The organism is Caenimonas soli, assembly GCF_013155545.1.
Lineage (GTDB): Bacteria > Pseudomonadota > Gammaproteobacteria > Burkholderiales > Burkholderiaceae_C > Ramlibacter > Ramlibacter soli.
Genome location: NZ_JABJVV010000003.1, coordinates 35,357 through 53,169, shown reverse-complemented (window position 1 = coordinate 53,169; position 17,813 = coordinate 35,357). Strand labels below are relative to the sequence as shown.

General features: G+C 68.4%; 10 protein-coding genes. 7 read left to right on the top strand and 3 right to left on the bottom strand.

Annotated features, from left to right (window positions below; translation table 11 throughout):
- Positions 1–5: 5 nt before the first annotated feature.
- Positions 6–1,424, bottom strand: coding sequence for an efflux transporter outer membrane subunit (locus HNE04_RS05385; RefSeq protein WP_172217497.1), 1,419 nt, complete (start codon positions 1,422–1,424; stop codon positions 6–8).
- 103 nt (positions 1,425–1,527) lie between these two features.
- Entirely contained in the window at positions 1,528–4,317 is a 2,790-nt protein-coding gene (glnE, locus tag HNE04_RS05380) for a bifunctional [glutamate--ammonia ligase]-adenylyl-L-tyrosine phosphorylase/[glutamate--ammonia-ligase] adenylyltransferase (RefSeq protein ID WP_172217496.1), read from the bottom strand.
- Between the two features lie 24 nt (positions 4,318–4,341).
- Between glnE and HNE04_RS05375 the strand changes: the two genes are divergently transcribed.
- From HNE04_RS05375 to HNE04_RS27955, 6 genes are all read left to right on the top strand, one after another.
- A complete protein-coding gene (locus HNE04_RS05375) occupies positions 4,342–8,469 on the top strand; it encodes a YhdP family protein (protein ID WP_172217495.1) in 4,128 nt (1,375 codons plus the stop codon).
- A 10-nt stretch (positions 8,470–8,479) separates the two neighbouring features.
- Complete coding sequence (locus HNE04_RS05370) at positions 8,480–9,286, top strand: carbon-nitrogen hydrolase family protein (protein WP_172217494.1); 807 nt, start codon at positions 8,480–8,482, stop codon at positions 9,284–9,286.
- Positions 9,283–11,310, top strand: coding sequence for a two-component system sensor histidine kinase NtrB (locus HNE04_RS05365; protein WP_172217493.1), 2,028 nt, complete (start codon positions 9,283–9,285; stop codon positions 11,308–11,310). Before HNE04_RS05370 ends, HNE04_RS05365 begins: the two co-directional genes overlap by 4 nt.
- On the top strand, positions 11,295–11,921 hold the full coding sequence (locus tag HNE04_RS05360) for a response regulator transcription factor (RefSeq protein ID WP_172217492.1): 627 nt from the start codon (positions 11,295–11,297) through the stop codon (positions 11,919–11,921). Before HNE04_RS05365 ends, HNE04_RS05360 begins: the two co-directional genes overlap by 16 nt.
- Positions 11,922–12,053: 132 nt before the next feature.
- A complete protein-coding gene (gene mltA, locus HNE04_RS05355) occupies positions 12,054–13,187 on the top strand; it encodes a murein transglycosylase A (protein ID WP_172217491.1) in 1,134 nt (377 codons plus the stop codon).
- 53 nt (positions 13,188–13,240) lie between these two features.
- Positions 13,241–13,615: a hypothetical protein gene (locus HNE04_RS27955; RefSeq protein WP_235964814.1), complete on the top strand. Its 375-nt coding sequence runs from the start codon at positions 13,241–13,243 to the stop codon at positions 13,613–13,615.
- Positions 13,616–13,620: 5 nt separating this feature from the next.
- Here HNE04_RS27955 and HNE04_RS05345 read toward each other — a convergent pair whose 3' ends face one another.
- Positions 13,621–14,106 (bottom strand): Lrp/AsnC family transcriptional regulator, encoded by a 486-nt coding sequence (locus HNE04_RS05345; RefSeq protein ID WP_172217490.1) that lies wholly within the window; start codon positions 14,104–14,106, stop codon positions 13,621–13,623.
- A gap of 115 nt (positions 14,107–14,221) precedes the next feature.
- On the opposite strand from HNE04_RS05345, the gene HNE04_RS05340 reads away from it, so the two are divergent.
- Positions 14,222–17,791: an indolepyruvate ferredoxin oxidoreductase family protein gene (locus tag HNE04_RS05340; RefSeq protein ID WP_172217489.1), complete on the top strand. Its 3,570-nt coding sequence runs from the start codon at positions 14,222–14,224 to the stop codon at positions 17,789–17,791.
- The last annotated feature ends 22 nt before the right edge of the window (positions 17,792–17,813 follow it).

Genomic DNA, 17,813 nt, shown 5'->3' with positions numbered 1-17,813 from the left:
GCAGTTCAGGGCCGGAACGCGGTGGTGGCCGCGGTGGCGTCGGGGCGCGCCCACCCGCCGCCCAGCGCCCGGTACAAGGCGATCCAGGCCGCCACGCGTTCCCGCTGCAGGCCGACCAGCGCGGTCTCCGCCGCCAGCGCCGTGCGCCGCGCGTCCTCCAGCTCGACCAGGCTGGCCAGGCCGCTGCGATAGCGCGCCTCGGTCGCCGAGAACGAAATCCGATAGCCCTCGGCCGCCACCCGGGCGTCCTCGCCGCGCAGCCGGGCGCTTTCCAGGTTCACCAGGGCTTCCTCGACCTCGCGCACGGCCTGCCGCACTCGCGCCGCGTACAGCGCGGCGGCCTCTTCGTAGCGGGCTTGCGCGGCGTCGGCATTGGCAGCGCGGCGGCCACCGTCGAAGATCGGCAGCGTGAGCGCCAGCGGCCCGATCGACCAGGTCTGCAGGTCGGTGCTGACGCCGCCGGTACGGACACTGCCCGCCGCGATCGAACCGGACAGTGACAGCCGCGGGAACCGCTGCGCCCGGGCGCTGCCGACATCGGCGCTGGCCGCGGCGACCTCGCGCTCGGCCTGGAACACGTCGGGGCGCTGCGCCAACACCTGCGCCGGCACTGAATGCACCGTCAAGAGCGTGGCTTGCGAAGGCTCGGCCCAGGCCACGGCCAGCTTCTGCCGCAGCTGCGGCTCGGGCAGGGCACTGAGTGCGACCAGCGCTTTGACCAGGGCATCGCACGCCGCGCGCTGCTGCGTGGCTCGCGCCGAGCCCTCGGCGGCGCTCGCCCGCGCCAGCGCGGCGACGGCCGGCGCGGTGAATCCGGCCTGGGCGCTCAGTTCGGACAAGCGTGCGGTTTCGACGCGCGACTTGACATCGTTGTCGGCCACCACCAGCTGGCGCTCGCAGGTGCGCAGGCTGACATAGCTGTTCGCTGTTTCCGCGGCGACCGAGACCCGCGCCTCGTGCCAGCCGGCCTGCGCCCCGTCGAGCCGGTCCTGGGCGGCCTGAGCCGCCTGCCGGTTGGCGCCGAACAGGTCGATCTCCCAGGCGGACTGCAGGCCCACCTGCACGGTGGTGGCCAGCGGTACCGGTGGCTGGCTGTTGCCGCGTGCTGCCGATCCGACCGCGTCCAGCGAAGGCAGCAGGGCTGCGCCCGCCGCAACGCGGGTCGCGCGGGCCTGGCGGATGCGCGCAGCGGCCGATGCCACGGTGGGGCTGGCCGTTTGCGCCGCTTCAATCAGTTCGACCAGCAAGGGATCGTCGAACTGCTGCCACCATGAGGCGAGGTCGCCGAGCGTCCCGTTGTGCGCCACCGGGGCGTACCACTGGGCCGGTACCGCCGCGGCCGTCGAGCCGGAGGGGCCGGTGCCGGCGCAGCCGGCGAGCCAGAGCGCCGCAGCGACTGCAGTGATGAGTCGGAGTTTCTTCATGGCCTTTTTGCGGCCTTGCCGCGGGATGCAGCCCGCAAGCCTACCATTGCCGCAGGACAACTGCCTTGCGCGGGTTACCGTGTGAAACGGCCGGCTCGATGCGTCAGGAGAAGACCGACTGCCACAGCGCGAGCACGGCCTGCCGTTCGGCAGCGAGAGCCTCGGGCGGCAACTGCGTCGGCTCCTCGTTCAGCCGGGCCTTGTGCTGCACCCGCCGCAGCTCGCGATAGGCGCGCGCCGCGGCTTCGCCCACGCCGGGCGGAAGCAGCCGCGCCGCCTCGGCCCGCTGCAGCAAGGCGATATTGCCCACATTGGGGATCAATTCGGGATGGCTGGCGGCCTGCGACAGCACCAGGAATTGCACGGCGAATTCGGCATCGACCATGCCGCCCGGGCTGTGCTTGACGTCGAAGCGGCCGGCCTTGATCGGATGCGCGGAGCAGACCTTCTCGCGCATCGCGATGATCTCCGCGCGCAGCGCCGCGACGTCGCGCGGTGCCGTGATGACGGCGCGGCGCACGTCGTCGAAGCGCCGCGACAAATCCTCGCCGCCCAAAACGAAGCGCGCGCGCGTCATGGCCTGGTGCTCCCAGGTCCACGCGGTGTTGCTGCCGCGCCGCTGCTGGTAATTGGCGTAGGCCTCGAAGGTGGTGATGAGGAGGCCCGAGCTGCCGTTGGGCCGCAGGGCCGTGTCGATCTCGAACAGGTCGCTTTCGGCGGTCTTGGTGGTCAGCCAGTTGATCAACTTGCGAACGAAGGCGGCGTAGGCCTCCGGGGCCCGTTCGTCGTCGTCCTCGAACACGAAGACGATGTCGAGGTCGCTGCCATAACCCAGCTCCTTGCCGCCGAGTTTGCCGTAGCCGATGATGGCGAATTGCGGCGTTTCGCGGTGGCGGTTCTTCAGCCGCTGCCAGCACCAGCCGGCCGTCACCCGCAGCACGGAGTCGGCCAGTGCGCTCAGCTCGTCGGCCACCTGCTCCACCGTCAGCCGGCCCTCGATGTCCCGCGCCAGCGTACGGAACACTTCCGCATGATGTGCCCGGCGCAGCAGGTTCAAGAGGGCCTCGTCGTCGTCCTCGCCGGTGATCTGCAGCGAGCGGCGCCGGTGTTCCAGTTCGCTCTCGAAGTCTTGGGCTGAAAAGCGCTCCGACAAAAGCTGGTCGCTGGCCAGCTCGTCGATCACGCCGGGGTGCCGCAGCAGGTAGCGGGCCGGCCAGCGCGCCGCACCCAGCAGGCGCAACAGCCTCTCGTGCACGCCCGGCCGCTCGACCAGCAAGGCCAGGTAGCTTTCGCGGCGCAGCAGCGGCTCGATCCAGTCGGCCATGCGCACGGCGGCCTCTTCGGTCACCACGCCCTGCTCCAGCCACTGCACAGTGCGCGCCAGCAGCCGCGAAAGCCGGGCGCGCGCATCGTCGCGCAGCGCCATCACGCGCGGCAGCCCACGCCACAGAGCGACACGTTCGCGCAGCTGCGGCGGCAGCTGCTCCAGCAGCGTCTCGAGGTCCGGCGGCGGTGCTTTGGCGCCCCTGGGGCCGACGCAGGCCTTGCAGTCGCCGCTGCCCGCTCCGCCCAGCAAGGTATCGAACTCCTGCGCCACCAGCTCGCGGTGCGTGTCCAGTTCATGCAGGAAGGGGCAGCAGTCGGCATAGCCCATGGTTTGGGCGATCCAGCCCAGATCGTGGTCGCAGCCCATGAGCACATGGGTCTGCTGGTCGTCCAGGTACTGGATGCGGTGCTCGACCCGGCGCAGGAACTCGTAGGCGCGGGCCATGGCGTCGGCGGTCGCCTGCGACATCAGGCCCGCCGCGGCCACCCGCTGCAGGGCCTGCAGGGTCGGGCGGGTGCGCAGTTCGGGGAACTGGCCGCCGCGCACCACTTGCAGCAGCTGCACGGTGAATTCGATTTCGCGGATGCCGCCGCGCGAGAGCTTGACGTCGTTGGCGCGTTCGGGACGGCCGGCGCTGCGCTTGGCCGCGTGCTCGCGAATCTGCTTGTGCAACACGCGCAGCGAGTCGAATACGCTGTAATCGAGGTAGCGCCGGAACACGAACGGCAGCACCGCGGTGCGCAGGGCCTGGGCCGATCCGCTCTCGATGCAGCTTCGGGGCGCCACCACCCGGCTCTTGAGCCAGGCGAAGCGTTCCCACTCGCGTCCCTGCACCTGGAAGTACTCTTCCAGCGCTCCCAGCGACACCGCGGGCGGTCCCGAGTTGCCGTTGGGCCGCAGGGCCAGGTCCACGCGGAAGACGAACCCATGCTCGGTGGTGTCGCCGATCAGGCCGAAGATGATCTTGACGGCCTTGTCGAAATACTCGTGGTTGGAGATGCGGGCCCGCCCGCCCTCCACACCCGCGGTTTCGCCGTCCTCGTCATAGATGTAGACCAGGTCGATGTCGCTGGAAACGTTGAGTTCGCGCGCACCTAGTTTGCCCATGCCCACCACCCACAGCTCGGCGCGCGTGCCCCCGGGCGCGATGGGCGCGCCAAACTGGACGTCGAGGTCCGACGTTGCCTGCACGCAGGCAACGTCCAGGGCGAACTCGGCCAGTTCGGTCACGGCGCAGGTCACCAGGCCCAGGGGCGCCTGCTGGTCGCAATCGAGCGAGATCAGCCGCTCCATGACCAGCTGGCGCAGGATGCGAAGTGCGGTGCCGGTGTCGTGGCCGCGGCTGCGCAGCACATCGTAGGCGTCCGCCATCGTTTCGCGGGTGGGGGTGCCTGGCGGCAGCAAGGCCAGCTCGCCGGCATAGCGGCGGCGCAGCCGCTGGGCGAACCTCGAGTGGGAAGACAGTGGCGCCTTTTCGGGGACCGTGTCGTCCAGCGACGCCAACGCGCCGTTGTCTGACAACGAGGCGCCGCCTTGCTGCGAACCCAAGCCACCGTCGGGGGTCATAATTCCTGACACATCCAAGTTTTCATGAACGACTCGCCTCCGTCCCCGTCACGTTCGTTGAAGGTCTATGCAGCCTTCGCGCGAACGTTGATGTGGCTGCTTCTGACCGGCTGGCTGGTGCTGGTGCTGGCCTGGGGAGCGCTCCATGGCTGGATTGTGCCCCGAATCGGTGAGCTTCGCCCCGACCTGGAAATCGAAGCCGGGCGCGTCCTGGGGGTACCTGTGCGCATAGGCAGCATCAAGGCGCAGAACGAGGGCCTGATGCCATCCTTCGAGCTCATCGACGTGGTCCTGCTGGACCCGCAGGGGCGGGAAGCCTTGCGCTTGCCCCGCGTGCTGGCGGCGTTGACGCCCCGCTCGCTGTGGAACCTGGGCTTCGAACAGCTTTACATCGATAGGCCCGAGCTCGACATCCGGCGCGCCGCCGACGGCAAGCTCTTCGTCGGCGGCCTGGACTTTTCGCGCAGCAGCGACAACGAAGGGCGCGCCGCCGACTGGTTCTTCAGCCAGACCGAGTTCGTCATCCGTAACGGCACCGTGCGCTGGACCGACGAGATGCGCGGTGCGCCGCCGCTCGCGCTGGAGCAGGTTGATTTCGTGGCGCGCAACGGTGCGAGGCGCCATGCCCTGCGTCTGGACGCCACCCCGCCCGCGGCCTGGGGCGAGCGATTCAGCCTGCGCGGCCTGTTTCGCCAGCCCCTGCTGTCCAACCGCCATGGCAATTGGCAGGGATGGGAGGGGCAGTTGCACGGGGACTTCTCCAGGGTCGACGTTTCGCAGCTGCGGCGCTACGCGAATTTTGGCGTGGAAGTCAACGAAGGGCACGGGGCCGTGCGGGCCTGGGCGGATATTTCACGCGGCCAGCTGACCGGGGGCGCTGCCGACATCGTGCTGGCCGATGTGAGTACCACGCTGGGACCGCGGCTCGCTCCCCTGGCCCTGCAATCCATCTCCGGGCGGTTGGGGGGCAAGCGCCTGGACAGCGGCTTCGAAGTGCAAACCCAGGGCCTGCAGTTCCAGACCCGTGAGGGCCAGCGCTGGCCTGGCGGCAACATATTCCTGCACTGGACGCAGGGCGGGGACGGCAAGGCGGCGCAGGGAGAGCTGCGAGCCGACAAACTGGACCTGTTCGCCCTGAGCCAGATCGCCACCCGGCTGCCGCTGGGCAGTGCGACGCACCAGGCGCTGGCCGCGTATGCGCCCAAGGGGCTGGTGGAAACCTTGAATGCCAAGTGGCAGGGACCGCTCGATGCAATGAACAAGTACGAGGCCCGCGGGCGGGCCGTGGGCCTGGAGATCGCCGCGCAAGCCGGCACGCCCGGTGTTCGCGGAGCGACGGTGGACTTCGATTTCACCCAGGCCGGCGGCAAGGGCCGGGTGCGGCTGCACAACGGCGCGGTGGATGTGCCTGCGGTATTCGAGGAGCCGGTGATTCCGTTCGACGAGCTTTCGGCCGACCTGCAATGGCAGGTCAACGGCGAGGATATCTCGGCCTCGGTCGCCAATCTCAAGTTCAGCAATGCCGACGCCCAAGGCGAGGGGCAGATCGGCTGGCGCACCGGCGACGCCTCGGCACGCTTTCCGGGTGTGCTGGATTTGCAGGCGGGCATCAGCCGCGCCGACGGGGCACGGGTGCATCGCTACCTGCCGCTGGGGGTGTCCAAGGCGGCGCGCCAGTATGTGCGCGAGTCGGTGGTGCAAGGCACGGCCACGGGCGCCAGGTTCCGGGTCAAGGGCGACTTGCGCCACTTCCCTTTCAAGAATCCGCGGCAAGGCGACTTCCGCATCACGGCCGACGTGCGGGACGTGACCTATGCGTTCGTCCCCCCCAGCGTGACCAAGGGAACCGTGAGCTGGCCGGCGCTGACCCAGCTGTCCGGCGAGCTGGTCTTCGAGCGCAACGGCATGCAGGTGAAAAAGGCGGCCGGCCACTTCGCCGGGGCGCCGCACCTGCAGGTCAAGACCGAGGCGCAGATCGCCGATTTCCAGACCACCACGGTGGCGGTCACGGGCGAGGTGCGCGGGCCGCTGGCCGAGGCACTGGGCGTCGTCAGTGGCTCGCCGCTTTCCGCGATGACCGGCCACGCGCTTGCCAAGGCCAGCGGCAGCGGCAACGCCGACGTGCGGCTGAAACTGGAGCTCCCGGTCGCCAACCTCGACAAGTCAAAGCTGCAGGGCAGCGTCACGTTGGCCGGCAACGACATCCGCATCACCCCGGACAGTCCTTTGTTGTCCCGCTCGCGCGGCGCCGTAAATTTCACCGAGCGCGGCTTCAGCCTGGTCGGCACCCAGGCCCGGGCACTGGGCGGCGACGTGCGGGTGGAAGGCGGCAGCCGTGCGGTCAGTGCCGGCCCGGCCGGCAGTTCCGAGGCCACCGTCCTGATCCGGGCCCAGGGCACGGCCACGGCGGAAGGCCTGCGCCAAGCCAAAGAGCTGGGCTTTCTCTCCCGCATGGCCAAGGATGCGAGCGGCGGCGCGGCCTACAACGTCAACCTGAGTTTCCGGCGCGGAACGCCGGAGGTCGCCGTGAGCGCCAACCTGCAAGGGCTGGCGCTGAACCTGCCGGCGCCGCTGGCCAAGGCGGCCGACACGGTGCTGCCGGTGCGCTTTGAGAACACGCTGGTGCGGGAGTCGCTGGCCGCCAGCACAACGCATCTGCAGGACCAGCTCACGCTCGAAATCGGCCGGCTCGCGTCGGTGGTCTACGTGCGCGACCTGTCCGGTGCGGAACCGCGCGTGATCCGTGGCGGCATCGCCGTCGGGCTGGCGGCGGGCGAGTCGGCGCCGCTGCCCGAGCACGGCGTCATGGCCAACATCAACCTGGCCAACGTCAACCTAGATGCCTGGGAGGCCGTGCTGGGCCACGCCGCGGGGCAGGCTCCGGCTTCCGCCGCGCCGGTTGCTCCTTCGCCCGCTTCCGCCGCCGCGAGCAGCGCTGCGATGGGTTATTTGCCCACGGTCATGGCGGTGCGCGCCAAGGAGCTGACCCTGGAGGGCCGGGTGCTGCGCAACGTGGTGGTCGGTGGTTCGCGCGATGGCCAGGTCTGGCGGGCCAACGTCGATGCCGATGAACTCAACGGGTATCTGGAATACCGCCAGCCCACCGGCGCAGGCGCCGGCCGGCTGCATGCCCGGCTCGCGCGGCTGTCGATCGCCGCGTCCGCGGCCAAGGAGGTCGAAACGCTGCTGGAGCAACAGCCCGACAGCCTGCCGGCACTCGACATCGTCGTGGATGACTTCGAGCTGCGCGGCAAGAAGCTGGGACGGCTGGAGATCGACGCGGTCAACCGGGGCGCGGGCACGGTGGCGCGCGAAGGCGGCATCCGCGAATGGCGCCTGAACAAGCTCAACCTCACCATGCCTGAGGCCGCATTCAGCGCCACCGGGAACTGGGCCGCCGTGGGCGCGCAGGCGGCGGCTCCCGGCGGGCCGCGGCTGGGACCGCGCCCGGCCGGCGAGCGGCGCCGCACCGCCATGAAGTTCCGGCTCGACATCGCCGACTCGGGGCAGTTGCTGGCGCGCTTCGGCATGAAAGACGTCGTGCGGCGTGGCAAGGGCCGCATGGAAGGACAGGTGGCCTGGCTGGGCTCGCCGCTGTCGCTGAACTACCCGTCGATGGACGGGGCCTTCTACGTGAATGTCGAGGCCGGGCAATTCCTCAAGGCCGATCCGGGGCTGGCCAAGCTGCTGGGCGTGCTGAGCCTGCAATCGCTGCCGAGGCGGTTGGCGCTGGACTTTCGCGATGTCTTCAGCGATGGCTTCGCTTTCGATTTCGTGCGCGGCGACGTCACCATCGAGGACGGCATAGCCGCCACCAACAACCTGCAGATGAAGGGCGTCAACGCGGCGGTGCTGATGGAGGGCCGGGCCGACATCGCCAAGGAAACGCAGGACCTGAAAGTGGTGGTGGTGCCGGAAATCAACGCAGGCACCGCGTCGCTGGTCGCCACTGTGATCAATCCGGCCATCGGCGTGGGCACCTTCCTCGCGCAGATGTTCCTGCGCCAGCCGCTGATCCGCGCGGCGACCCAGGAGTTCCATATCGATGGCACCTGGACCGACCCGCGCGTGACACGCGTCAACCGCAAGCCCGTGCCCGAGAGCCGCACCGATGCCACGTCGGATACCCAGCGGGTCGGCGGAACCAATTAGGACCCTGCCCATGAAAGTTGCCGCAATCCAGATGGTGTCGGGCGTTTCGCTGGAGGCGAACCTGGTTCAAGCCCGCGATCTGCTGGCGCAGGCCGCCCAGGCCGGCGCGCAGCTGGCGGTGCTGCCCGAATATTTCTGCCTCATGGGCCACCGCGACAGCGACAAGCTCGCGGCGCGCGAGAGCTTCGGCGACGGCGCCGTCCAGCGCTTCCTGGCGCAGACCGCGCGCGAGCTTGGGCTGTGGATCGTCGGCGGCACCTTGCCGCTGGTCGCGGGCGACGATGCCCACGTGCGCAACACCAGCATGGTCTTTTCGCCGGCGGGCGAGCGGGTGGCCCGCTACGACAAGATCCACCTGTTCAAGTTCGACAACGGGCGCGAGCGCTACGACGAGTCACGGGTCATCGAGTGTGGGGCCGAACCCGTCACGTTCGACTTGCCGGACCGCAGCGGGCACAACTGGCGCATCGGCATGAGCGTTTGCTACGACCTGCGGTTCCCCGAGCTGTACCGAAGCCTGAAGGCCGACGTGCTGCTGGTGCCCAGCGCATTCACCTATGTGACCGGGCAGGCGCATTGGGAACTGTTGCTGCGCGCCCGCGCGGTGGAGAACCTGGCCTACGTGATCGCGCCGGCCCAGGGCGGCGTGCACGAGAACGGCCGGCGCACCTGGGGCCACAGCATGGTGGTCGATCCCTGGGGTGTGGTGCTGGCGCAGCAGAGCGAGGGACCGGGTGTCCTGACCGCGGAGCTGGACCCCGCGCGCCAGGCGCAGCTGCGCCTGCAGCTGCCCGCGCTGGAACACCGGGTGTTATGAGCGCGCTGGCGCCCGCAGCGACCGTGTTCGGCCCGCGCCGCGTTTCGGCCCGCCTGCGCTGGTCGCTCTGGGCCTTGCTGGTCGCGCTGGTCGCGGCCTTGCTCGTCACCCTGGTCTGGCTGGCCGGGCGCTATGAAGCCAGCCAGGTCCAGAGCAAGCTGGAACGGGATACGGCCGATGCGCTGAGCGATGTCCGCTCGGCCCTCACGCGCAACGTGCAAAGCCTGCAGGCCCTGCAATCAGGCCATCCCACGCCCGCGTCCTGGCGCGAACAGGCGGGTGTGCTGCTGCGCGAGCACCGCGAGTGGATGCGCATCGAATGGCGCGACAGCCATCTCGACACCCTGGCCGTCGTCGATACACCCTTTCGCGCGCCCGTGTTCGCGCGCCTGGGCCGGGGCAACGCCCAGGGCGATGTCGCTCTGGCCTGCGCCAACGGGCGCCGGGTCAGCGGGCCGGCCTATTCCGGCAGCTATTTCCTGCCGCAGCTGGATGGCCTGGGCCTGGAAGTGATGGAGCTGTGCCTGCCGCAGGTGACGGCCGGCCAGCTCACCGGCTATGTGGTGGCCACCTACTCGCTCGGCGAAATACTGGCCGGGATGATCGGCCCGCAGCTGACGCGCAGCCAGGAAGTCTCGTTCACCGAAGCGGACGGCACCCGGCTGGCCATGCATGGCGCGGCGCGTCGCGGCACCCGGGTGTTCACGTCGCAGCAGCTGCTCGATCTGCCCGGCAACACCATGGTGCTGCGCATGGACAGCTGGCGCGCCGCGCCCGACCTGTTCCCCAATGTGCTGACGGCACTGGTCACCGCCATGTCGATCGCGCTGGTGCTGGTGCTGGTGCTGCTCGGGCGCGACGCGCGCAGGCGCTTGCGCGCCGAAGAAGACCTTGCCGATGCGCTGGCGTTTCGCAAGGCGATGGAGGATTCACTGGTCACCGGCCTGCGCGCGCGGGACCTGCAGGGCCGCATCACCTACGTGAATCCCGCGTTCTGCGACATGGTGGGCTTCACGCCCGAGGAACTGCTGGGGCATGCCACACCCGCGCCCTATTGGCCGCCCGAGCTGGCCGACGAATACCAGAAGCGCCAGGAGATCCGCCTGTCGGGCCAACACGCGCCGCCGCGCGAAGGCTACGAGTCGGTGTTCATGCGCAAGGACGGCTCGCGCTTTCCGGTGCTGATCATCGAAGCACCCCTCATCAACCACGACGGCCTGCAGACCGGATGGATGAGCGCCTTCCTGGACATCAGCGAGCAGCGCCGCGTGGAAGAGCTTTCGCGCGCCAGCCAGGAGCGGCTGCAGGCCACCGCGCGGCTCGCCACGGTCGGCGAAATGGCATCGCTATTGAGCCATGAGCTGAACCAGCCGCTGGCCGCGATCTCCAGCTATGCCACCGGTTCGATGAACCTGCTGAAGTCGCCCGCGGCGCCGGGCGCGCTGCCCGACATCGAGGTCGCCATGCGGCGCATCGCCGAACAGGCGGAGCGGGCCGGCAGGGTGATCAAGAGCGTCCATGACTTCGTGCGCCGGCGCGACAAGGAGCGCGAGCCGGTCGGCGCGCAGGCCTTGCTGGACGCCATCATGCCCCTGGTCAGCCTGCAGGCGCGCAAGCTCGGCGTGCGGGTCGATACGCGGGTGAAAAGGGCCCTGCCCCCCGCGCTATGCGACCGGACCATGGTCGAACAGGTGCTGCTCAATCTCGCGCGCAATGCCATGCAGGCCATGGACCAGGCCGGCGTCGCGGATCCCTCGCTGGTGATCGAGGCGCGGCAAGCGGGCAAGGGCTGGATCGAGTTCTCGGTGACCGATGTGGGCCCGGGCATCGCCGAGGCCGTGAAGCAGCAGCTCTTCACCCCCTTCTTCACCACCAAGTCGGAAGGCATGGGCCTGGGCCTTTCGCTGTGCCGCACCGTCGTGGAGCAGCATGGGGGATTCCTCGGATTCGAGCCCAATCGGCCGCAAGGTACTATTTTCAGGTTCACCCTGCCGGTGGATCCCGCGACATGCAACCCACTCTGAATGCCACCGTCTTTATCGTCGACGACGATGCCAGCGTGCGCGAGGCCCTGGCCTGGCTGCTGCGTTCACGTCATTTGCTCAGCGAGGGCTACGCGGGCGGCGAGGAGTTCGACGCCATGCTGGCGAGCGGCTTTTCGCCCACGCAGCCTTGCTGCCTGCTGCTGGATGTGCGCATGCCCGGTGTGAGCGGCCTGGCCCTGTTCGACAAACTGGTGCAGCGCGGGCTGGTGGAAGTGATGCCCGTGATTTTCCTGACCGGCCACGCCGACGTGCCGACCGCGGTCGATATGGTCAAGCGCGGCGCTTTCGATTTTTGCGAGAAGCCGTTTTCCGACAATGCACTGGTCGACCGGATCGAGCAGGCGATCAGGCAATCGGATCGGGTGCTGGCGGCCCGGCGCGAACAGAAGCTGCTGCAAATGCGCATGGCCGAACTGACCGAGCGCGAACGCGACGTGATGCGGCTGGTGGTCGAGGGATTGCCCAACAAGCTGATCGCCGATCAGCTCGATATCAGCGTGCGCACGGTGGAGGTGCACCGGGCACGCGTGTTCGACAAGATGGAAGTGAAGTCGGCCGTGGAACTGGTCAACGTGCTGCGCAGCCTGTAGCTTCCCGCGGCAGTTTACTTTTCGGGATCTTCCCGCACCGGCTCGCCTTTTTTGCGCCCGGAAAACATCGTCCACCAGACAATCAGCACCAGCAGCACCAACGCCAGCAGCGCTTCAAGCAGAATCAGGAGCATGAGCCGTTTCCTTTGCCTGGCTATTGTAGGAATGCTGGCAGCCTGTGGCAGTGTGCCGCTGCCGCCGGCCGATGAAGTGCGGCCCCCGGTTTCCGCGCTGCCGGTGCCGTTGCCGGCCGATGCAACGCCGCTTCCCCCCGCCATCGTCCAGGGCAAGAGCCGCTGGCAGCCGGTGCGCTGGAGCGAACTGCCGGGCTTTGCCGAGGACACGCTGCATGAGGCCTGGAATGCCTGGCTCAAGAGCTGCGAGCGGCCGGGGCCGGCGTTCTCCGCCCTGTGCCCGGAAGTGCGGCGGCTGTCGATAGGTACGCCCGCTGAGCAGCGCGCCTGGATGGTGCGGCGGTTGCAGCCCTATCGCGTGGAGCCGCTGCAAGGCCCCGCCGAGGGTCTCCTGACGGGCTACTACGAGCCCCTGCTCGACGCCAGCCGCGTGGCGACCGCCACCCACAACGTGCCGCTGTACCGGCCGCCGGGCAACCTCGCCGGGCGCAGGCCCTGGTACACGCGGCAGGAAATCGACACCTTGCCGGAAGCCCGGGCGGCCTTGCGCGGGCGCGAGATCGCCTGGCTGGCCGACCCGCTGGACGCCTTGGTATTGCAGATCCAGGGCTCCGGGCGCGTGCGCATCGCCGAGCCGGACGGCAGCCAGCGGCTGGTCCGGTTGGCCTTTGCCGCCACCAACGAGCAGCCTTACCGCAGCGTCGGCAGCTGGCTGTTGCAGCAGGGGGCCATCCGCGACGCCTCCTGGCCCGGCATCAAGGCCTGGGCCGCGCAGAACCCGCAGCGAGTCAACGAGATGCTGTGGAGCAATCCGCGCACGGTGTTCTTCCGCGAAGAGTCCCTGTCCGATATGGACGCGGGCTTCGGCCCGCGCGGCGCCCAGGGCGTGCCGCTCACCCCGGGCCGCTCGATCGCCGTGGACAAGGACAGCATCCCCTACGGCACCCCCGTATGGCTGGCCTCCAGCGGGCCTGCGGTGAACTTGCAACGGCTGGTGCTGGCCCAGGACACGGGCGGCGCCATCGTCGGGGCGGTGCGGGCGGACTATTTCACAGGCTGGGGCGCCGAGGCGGGCGAGGTGGCGGGCCGGCTCAAGCAGCCGCTGCGGCTGTGGGTGCTGTGGCCGAAGTGACCCAACAGTAGGCAAGCCACACAGAAGGCGGGCCGCGCCCCACAATGGCGGGCATGAAATTTCTCGCACTCGGCCTGCTGGCCACAGGCTCGTTGTTGGGCTGCGTATCGGCGCCGCCCGCCCCGGCCTTGCCTTCCGCCCCGGCTGCGGCGCCTGCGCTTTCCGCGTCCCCTGCCGCCGGCCTGCAGCGTTATCGCTGCGACCAGAACCTCGAATTCAGCGTGCGCTTCATGGACGACTCCGCCGTGATCGACGCCGGGGCGCGCGGGAACGACGTGTTGCTGCGCGATGCCGGTGGCATGACGCCGCAGCAGACCGTCTACAGCAATCCGCGTCTGCGCGCGGAATTCGGCCTGGGCGCGGGCGGCCGCGAAGCCGTACTGCGCTATCTGGCGCCCCAGCTGGTGGTGAACTGCGTGAAGGATTGAGCGGCTTACTTGATCCGCGTTCCCAGGTGCGACAGCGGCAGGCTGCTGCTGGCCTTCACCTCGCCCAGCGAAAAACTGGTGTGCAAGTCCTTCACGTTGGGCAGGTTGATCAGCACCTTGCGCGCGAACTGCGAGAAGGTGTCGAGGTCGCGCGAGACCACCTGCAGCTCGAAGGTGCCGGCCCCGCTGATGTAGTGGCAGGAAACGATCTCGGGAATCTTGCGGATCGCCTCTTCCATCTCGCGCGTCAGCTCGCCGGTGTTGCGGTTGGCGTCCAGACGCACGAAGGCCAACACGCCCAGCCCGATCTTGTGGCGGTCGATCTCCGCGTGGTAGCCCTTGATGAAGCCGGCCTCTTCCAGCGCGCGCACGCGCCGCCAGCACGGCGCCGCCGACAGGCCGACGCGCTGGGCCAGCTCCGCGTTGGTCAGCCGGGCGTCGGCCTGCAGCTCGTTGAGTATTTGGATGTCAAACTTGTCGAGCGTTTCCATAAAGTCGATTTTAGAGCAAGGATCTTTCTCGGAAGGCCGCTATTCGGGCATAGAACGCAAAGACATATCCGGGCTGCGGGCATACACTTTGCACTCCCAAGGAGACAAGACGTCCATGAACGCACCCCTACCCGAACACATCCGCAAGGCCCTCGAGACCGTCACGCTCGACGACAAATATTCGCTCGACTACGGACGGGCCTTCATGAGCGGGGTGCAGGCCCTGGTCAAGCTGCCCATGCTGCAGCGGCTGCGCGATGCGCAGGTCGGCAAGAACACGGCGGGCTTCATCAGCGGTTACCGCGGCTCGCCGTTGGGCGGTTATGACCAGGCGCTGTGGAAAGCCGAGAAGTACCTCAAGGCCCAGAACATCGTGTTTCAACCCGGCGTGAACGAGGAACTGGCGGCCACTGCGCTGTGGGGTACCCAGCAACTGGGCTTCACGGCGCCCGAGACCCACAAGTTCGACGGCGTGTTCGGCATCTGGTACGGCAAGGGCCCGGGTGTTGATCGCACTTCCGACGTCTTCAAGCACGCCAATCTCGCGGGCACCACGCCCTGGGGCGGCGTGATCGCGGTGGCGGGTGACGACCATGTCGCCAAGAGTTCCACCGCCGCGCACCAGAGCGACCACATCTTCAAGGCCTGCGGCCTGCCGGTGTTCTTTCCGGCCAGCGTGCAGGAGATCCTCGACCTGGGCATCCACGCCTTCGCTCTGAGCCGCTACTCCGGCGTCTGGGCCGGCATGAAGACCATCCAGGAAATCGTCGAGTCCAGCGCCACGGCCATGATCGATCCCGAGCGCGTGGAGGTCCGGATTCCCACCGACTTCCAGATGCCGCCCGGTGGCGTGCATATCCGCTGGCCGGACCATGCGCTGGACCAGGAAGCGCGCCTGTTCGACTACAAGTGGTACGCGGCGTTGGCGTATATCCGCGCCAATCGCCTCAACTACAACGCCATCGAAGGGCCGAACGACCGCTTCGGCCTGATCGCCAGCGGCAAGGCCTACAACGACACGCGCCAGGCCCTGATGGACCTCGGGCTGGACGACGAAACCTGCCGCCGGCTCGGCATCCGCCTGCACAAGGTCGGTGTGGTCTGGCCGCTGGAGGCGCAGGGCACGCGCGAATTCGCCAAGGGCCTGCGCGAGATCCTGGTCGTCGAGGAAAAGCGCCAGGTCATCGAATACCAGGTGAAGGAAGAGCTCTACAACTGGCGTCCCGACGTGCGGCCCAACGTCATCGGCAAGTTCAACGAGGTCGAGGGCGACATGTCCGGCGGCGAATGGTCGCATCCCAATCCCACGGCCAATACGCTGCTGCGCGCCAATGCCGACCTGTCGCCGGCCCTGATCGCCCGCGCGATTGCGCAGCGCCTGAAGAAGATGGGCGTGGACGGCGACCTGGGCGCGCGCATCGACGCGCAATTGGCGATCCTGGAAGCCAAGGAGCGCTCCATGCAGGTGCTGGAGGTCAAGGCCGACCGCGCGCCCTGGTTCTGCTCGGGCTGCCCGCACAACACCTCCACCGTCGTGCCGGAAGGTTCGCGCGCGATGGCCGGCATCGGCTGCCATTTCATGGCGACCTGGATGGACCGGGCCACCGTCGGCTTCACCCAGATGGGCGGCGAGGGCGTGCCCTGGGTCGGCCAGCAGCCGTTCACCACCGAACAGCATGTGTTCGCCAACCTGGGCGACGGCACCTACTTCCACAGCGGCTTGCTGGCGATCCGCCAGTCCATCGCGGCGGGTGTCAACATCACCTACAAGGTCCTCTACAACGACGCCGTCGCCATGACGGGTGGCCAGCAGGTCGGCGAGCGTCCCGAAGGCCATTCGGTGATCCAGATCGCGCACAGCCTGATGGCCGAGGGCGTGACCCGCGAGGTGATCGTCACCGACGAGCCGGAGAAGTACACGGTGGCCAAGCTGCCGCAGGGCGTGGAAGTTCATCACCGCGACGAGCTCGATCGCATCCAGCGCGAGTTCCGCGAGATCAAAGGCACCACGGCCATCATCTACGACCAGACCTGCGCGACCGAGAAGCGCCGTCGGCGCAAGCGCGGCACCCTGGTCGATCCGGCCGTGCGCGTGGTCATCAACGACCTGGTGTGCGAAGGCTGCGGCGACTGCAGCGTCAAGAGCAATTGCCTGTCGGTCGAGCCGCTCGAAACCGAGTTCGGCCGCAAGCGCGTGATCAACCAGAGCACCTGCAACAAGGACACCAGCTGCCTGAAGGGCTTTTGCCCGAGCTTCGTCACCGTCGAGGGCGGCCAGCTGAAGAAGAAGTCCAAGGAAAAAGCGGTGTCGCCGTTCGAGCTGGGCGAGTTGCCCGAGCCGCGGTTGCCGGCCATCAACGGCGCCTTCGGCATCGTGGTGGCGGGCGTCGGCGGCACCGGCGTCATCACCATCGGCCAGCTGCTGGGCATGGCCGGGCACATCGAGGGCAAGGGCATCGTCACCCAGGACGCCGCGGGCCTGGCGCAAAAAGGCGGCGCCACCTGGAGCCATGTGCTGATCGGCGAACGTGCCGAGGACATCCGCACCACGCGGGTCAGCATGGCCGGTGCCGACCTCGTGATCGGCTGCGACCCCATCGTCGCCGCCGGCAAGGAGACGGTGCTGCGCATGCGCGAGGGCCGCACCCATGTGGCCTTGAACTCGCACGGCACGCCGACGGCGGCGTTCGTCACGAACGCCAGCTGGGCCAATCCGTCCGATGCCTGCGCCGCCGAGATCGTCCACGCCGTGGGTCCGGCGGGCGTGTCGGCTTTCAACGCCGACGTGGCTTCCACCAAGCTCATGGGGGACAGCATCTACACCAACCCGATGATGCTGGGCTATGCCTGGCAAAAGGGCTGGATCCCGCTGGGCCGCGAGTCGCTGATGCGCGCCATCGAACTCAACGGCGTGGCCGTGGACAACAACAAGGCCGCGTTCGAGTGGGGCCGCCGCGCGGCGCACGACTGGGCCTCGGTGGAAAAGCTGCTGGCATCGGCCCAGGTGATCGAGTTCAAGAAGCGCGAAACGCTGGACAGCATCGTCGCCCGCCGCGTCGAATTCCTCACCGCCTACCAGAACGAGGCCTATGCCGACCGCTACAAGCAGTTCGTCGACAAGGTGCGCCTCGCTGAAATCCCGCTGGGCAAGAGCGCGCTGACCGAGTCGGTGGCCCGCTACCTGTTCAAGCTGATGGCGTACAAGGACGAGTACGAGGTCGCCCGGCTGCACGCCGAAACTGGCTTCCAGGAAAAGATCGCCGCCATGTTCGAAGGCGACTACAAGGTCAACTTCCATCTGGCGCCCCCCATCATTGCCAAGCGCAACGAGAAGGGCGAACTGCAGAAGAGCAAGTTCGGGCCCGCGATGCTGATCGGCTTTCGTGTGCTGGCCAAGCTCAAGGGCCTGCGCGGCACGGCGCTGGACATTTTTGGCCGGACCGAAGAGCGTCGCACCGAACGCGCGCTCATCGGCGAGTACCGCGCGAGCGTCGAGCAGGTGTTGGGATCGCTCAACGCCGGCAACCATGCATTGGCCGTGGAGATCGCCCGCATTCCCGAGCAGATCAAGGGCTTCGGCCACGTCAAGGAGCGCAACCTGGCCGCTGCGCGCCTGCAGTGGGAGCGCTTGATGAGCCAATGGCCCCACACGCAGGCGGCCACCAAAGTTGCCCGCGTCGGCTGAGGCGTTCGCATCGCTGAGGTAG

What these genes read in the sequence shown, in the direction of transcription:
- HNE04_RS05385 (WP_172217497.1), bottom strand. Translation starts at nt 1,424, where the DNA reads ATGAAGAAACTCCGACTCATCACTGCAGTCGCTGCGGCGCTCTGGCTC.
- glnE (WP_172217496.1), bottom strand. Translation starts at nt 4,317, where the DNA reads ATGACCCCCGACGGTGGCTTGGGTTCGCAGCAAGGCGGCGCCTCGTTG.
- HNE04_RS05375 (WP_172217495.1), top strand. Translation starts at nt 4,342, where the DNA reads ATGAACGACTCGCCTCCGTCCCCGTCACGTTCGTTGAAGGTCTATGCA.
- HNE04_RS05370 (WP_172217494.1), top strand. Translation starts at nt 8,480, where the DNA reads ATGAAAGTTGCCGCAATCCAGATGGTGTCGGGCGTTTCGCTGGAGGCG.
- HNE04_RS05365 (WP_172217493.1), top strand. Translation starts at nt 9,283, where the DNA reads ATGAGCGCGCTGGCGCCCGCAGCGACCGTGTTCGGCCCGCGCCGCGTT.
- HNE04_RS05360 (WP_172217492.1), top strand. Translation starts at nt 11,295, where the DNA reads ATGCAACCCACTCTGAATGCCACCGTCTTTATCGTCGACGACGATGCC.
- mltA (WP_172217491.1), top strand. Translation starts at nt 12,054, where the DNA reads ATGAGCCGTTTCCTTTGCCTGGCTATTGTAGGAATGCTGGCAGCCTGT.
- HNE04_RS27955 (WP_235964814.1), top strand. Translation starts at nt 13,241, where the DNA reads ATGAAATTTCTCGCACTCGGCCTGCTGGCCACAGGCTCGTTGTTGGGC.
- HNE04_RS05345 (WP_172217490.1), bottom strand. Translation starts at nt 14,106, where the DNA reads ATGGAAACGCTCGACAAGTTTGACATCCAAATACTCAACGAGCTGCAG.
- HNE04_RS05340 (WP_172217489.1), top strand. Translation starts at nt 14,222, where the DNA reads ATGAACGCACCCCTACCCGAACACATCCGCAAGGCCCTCGAGACCGTC.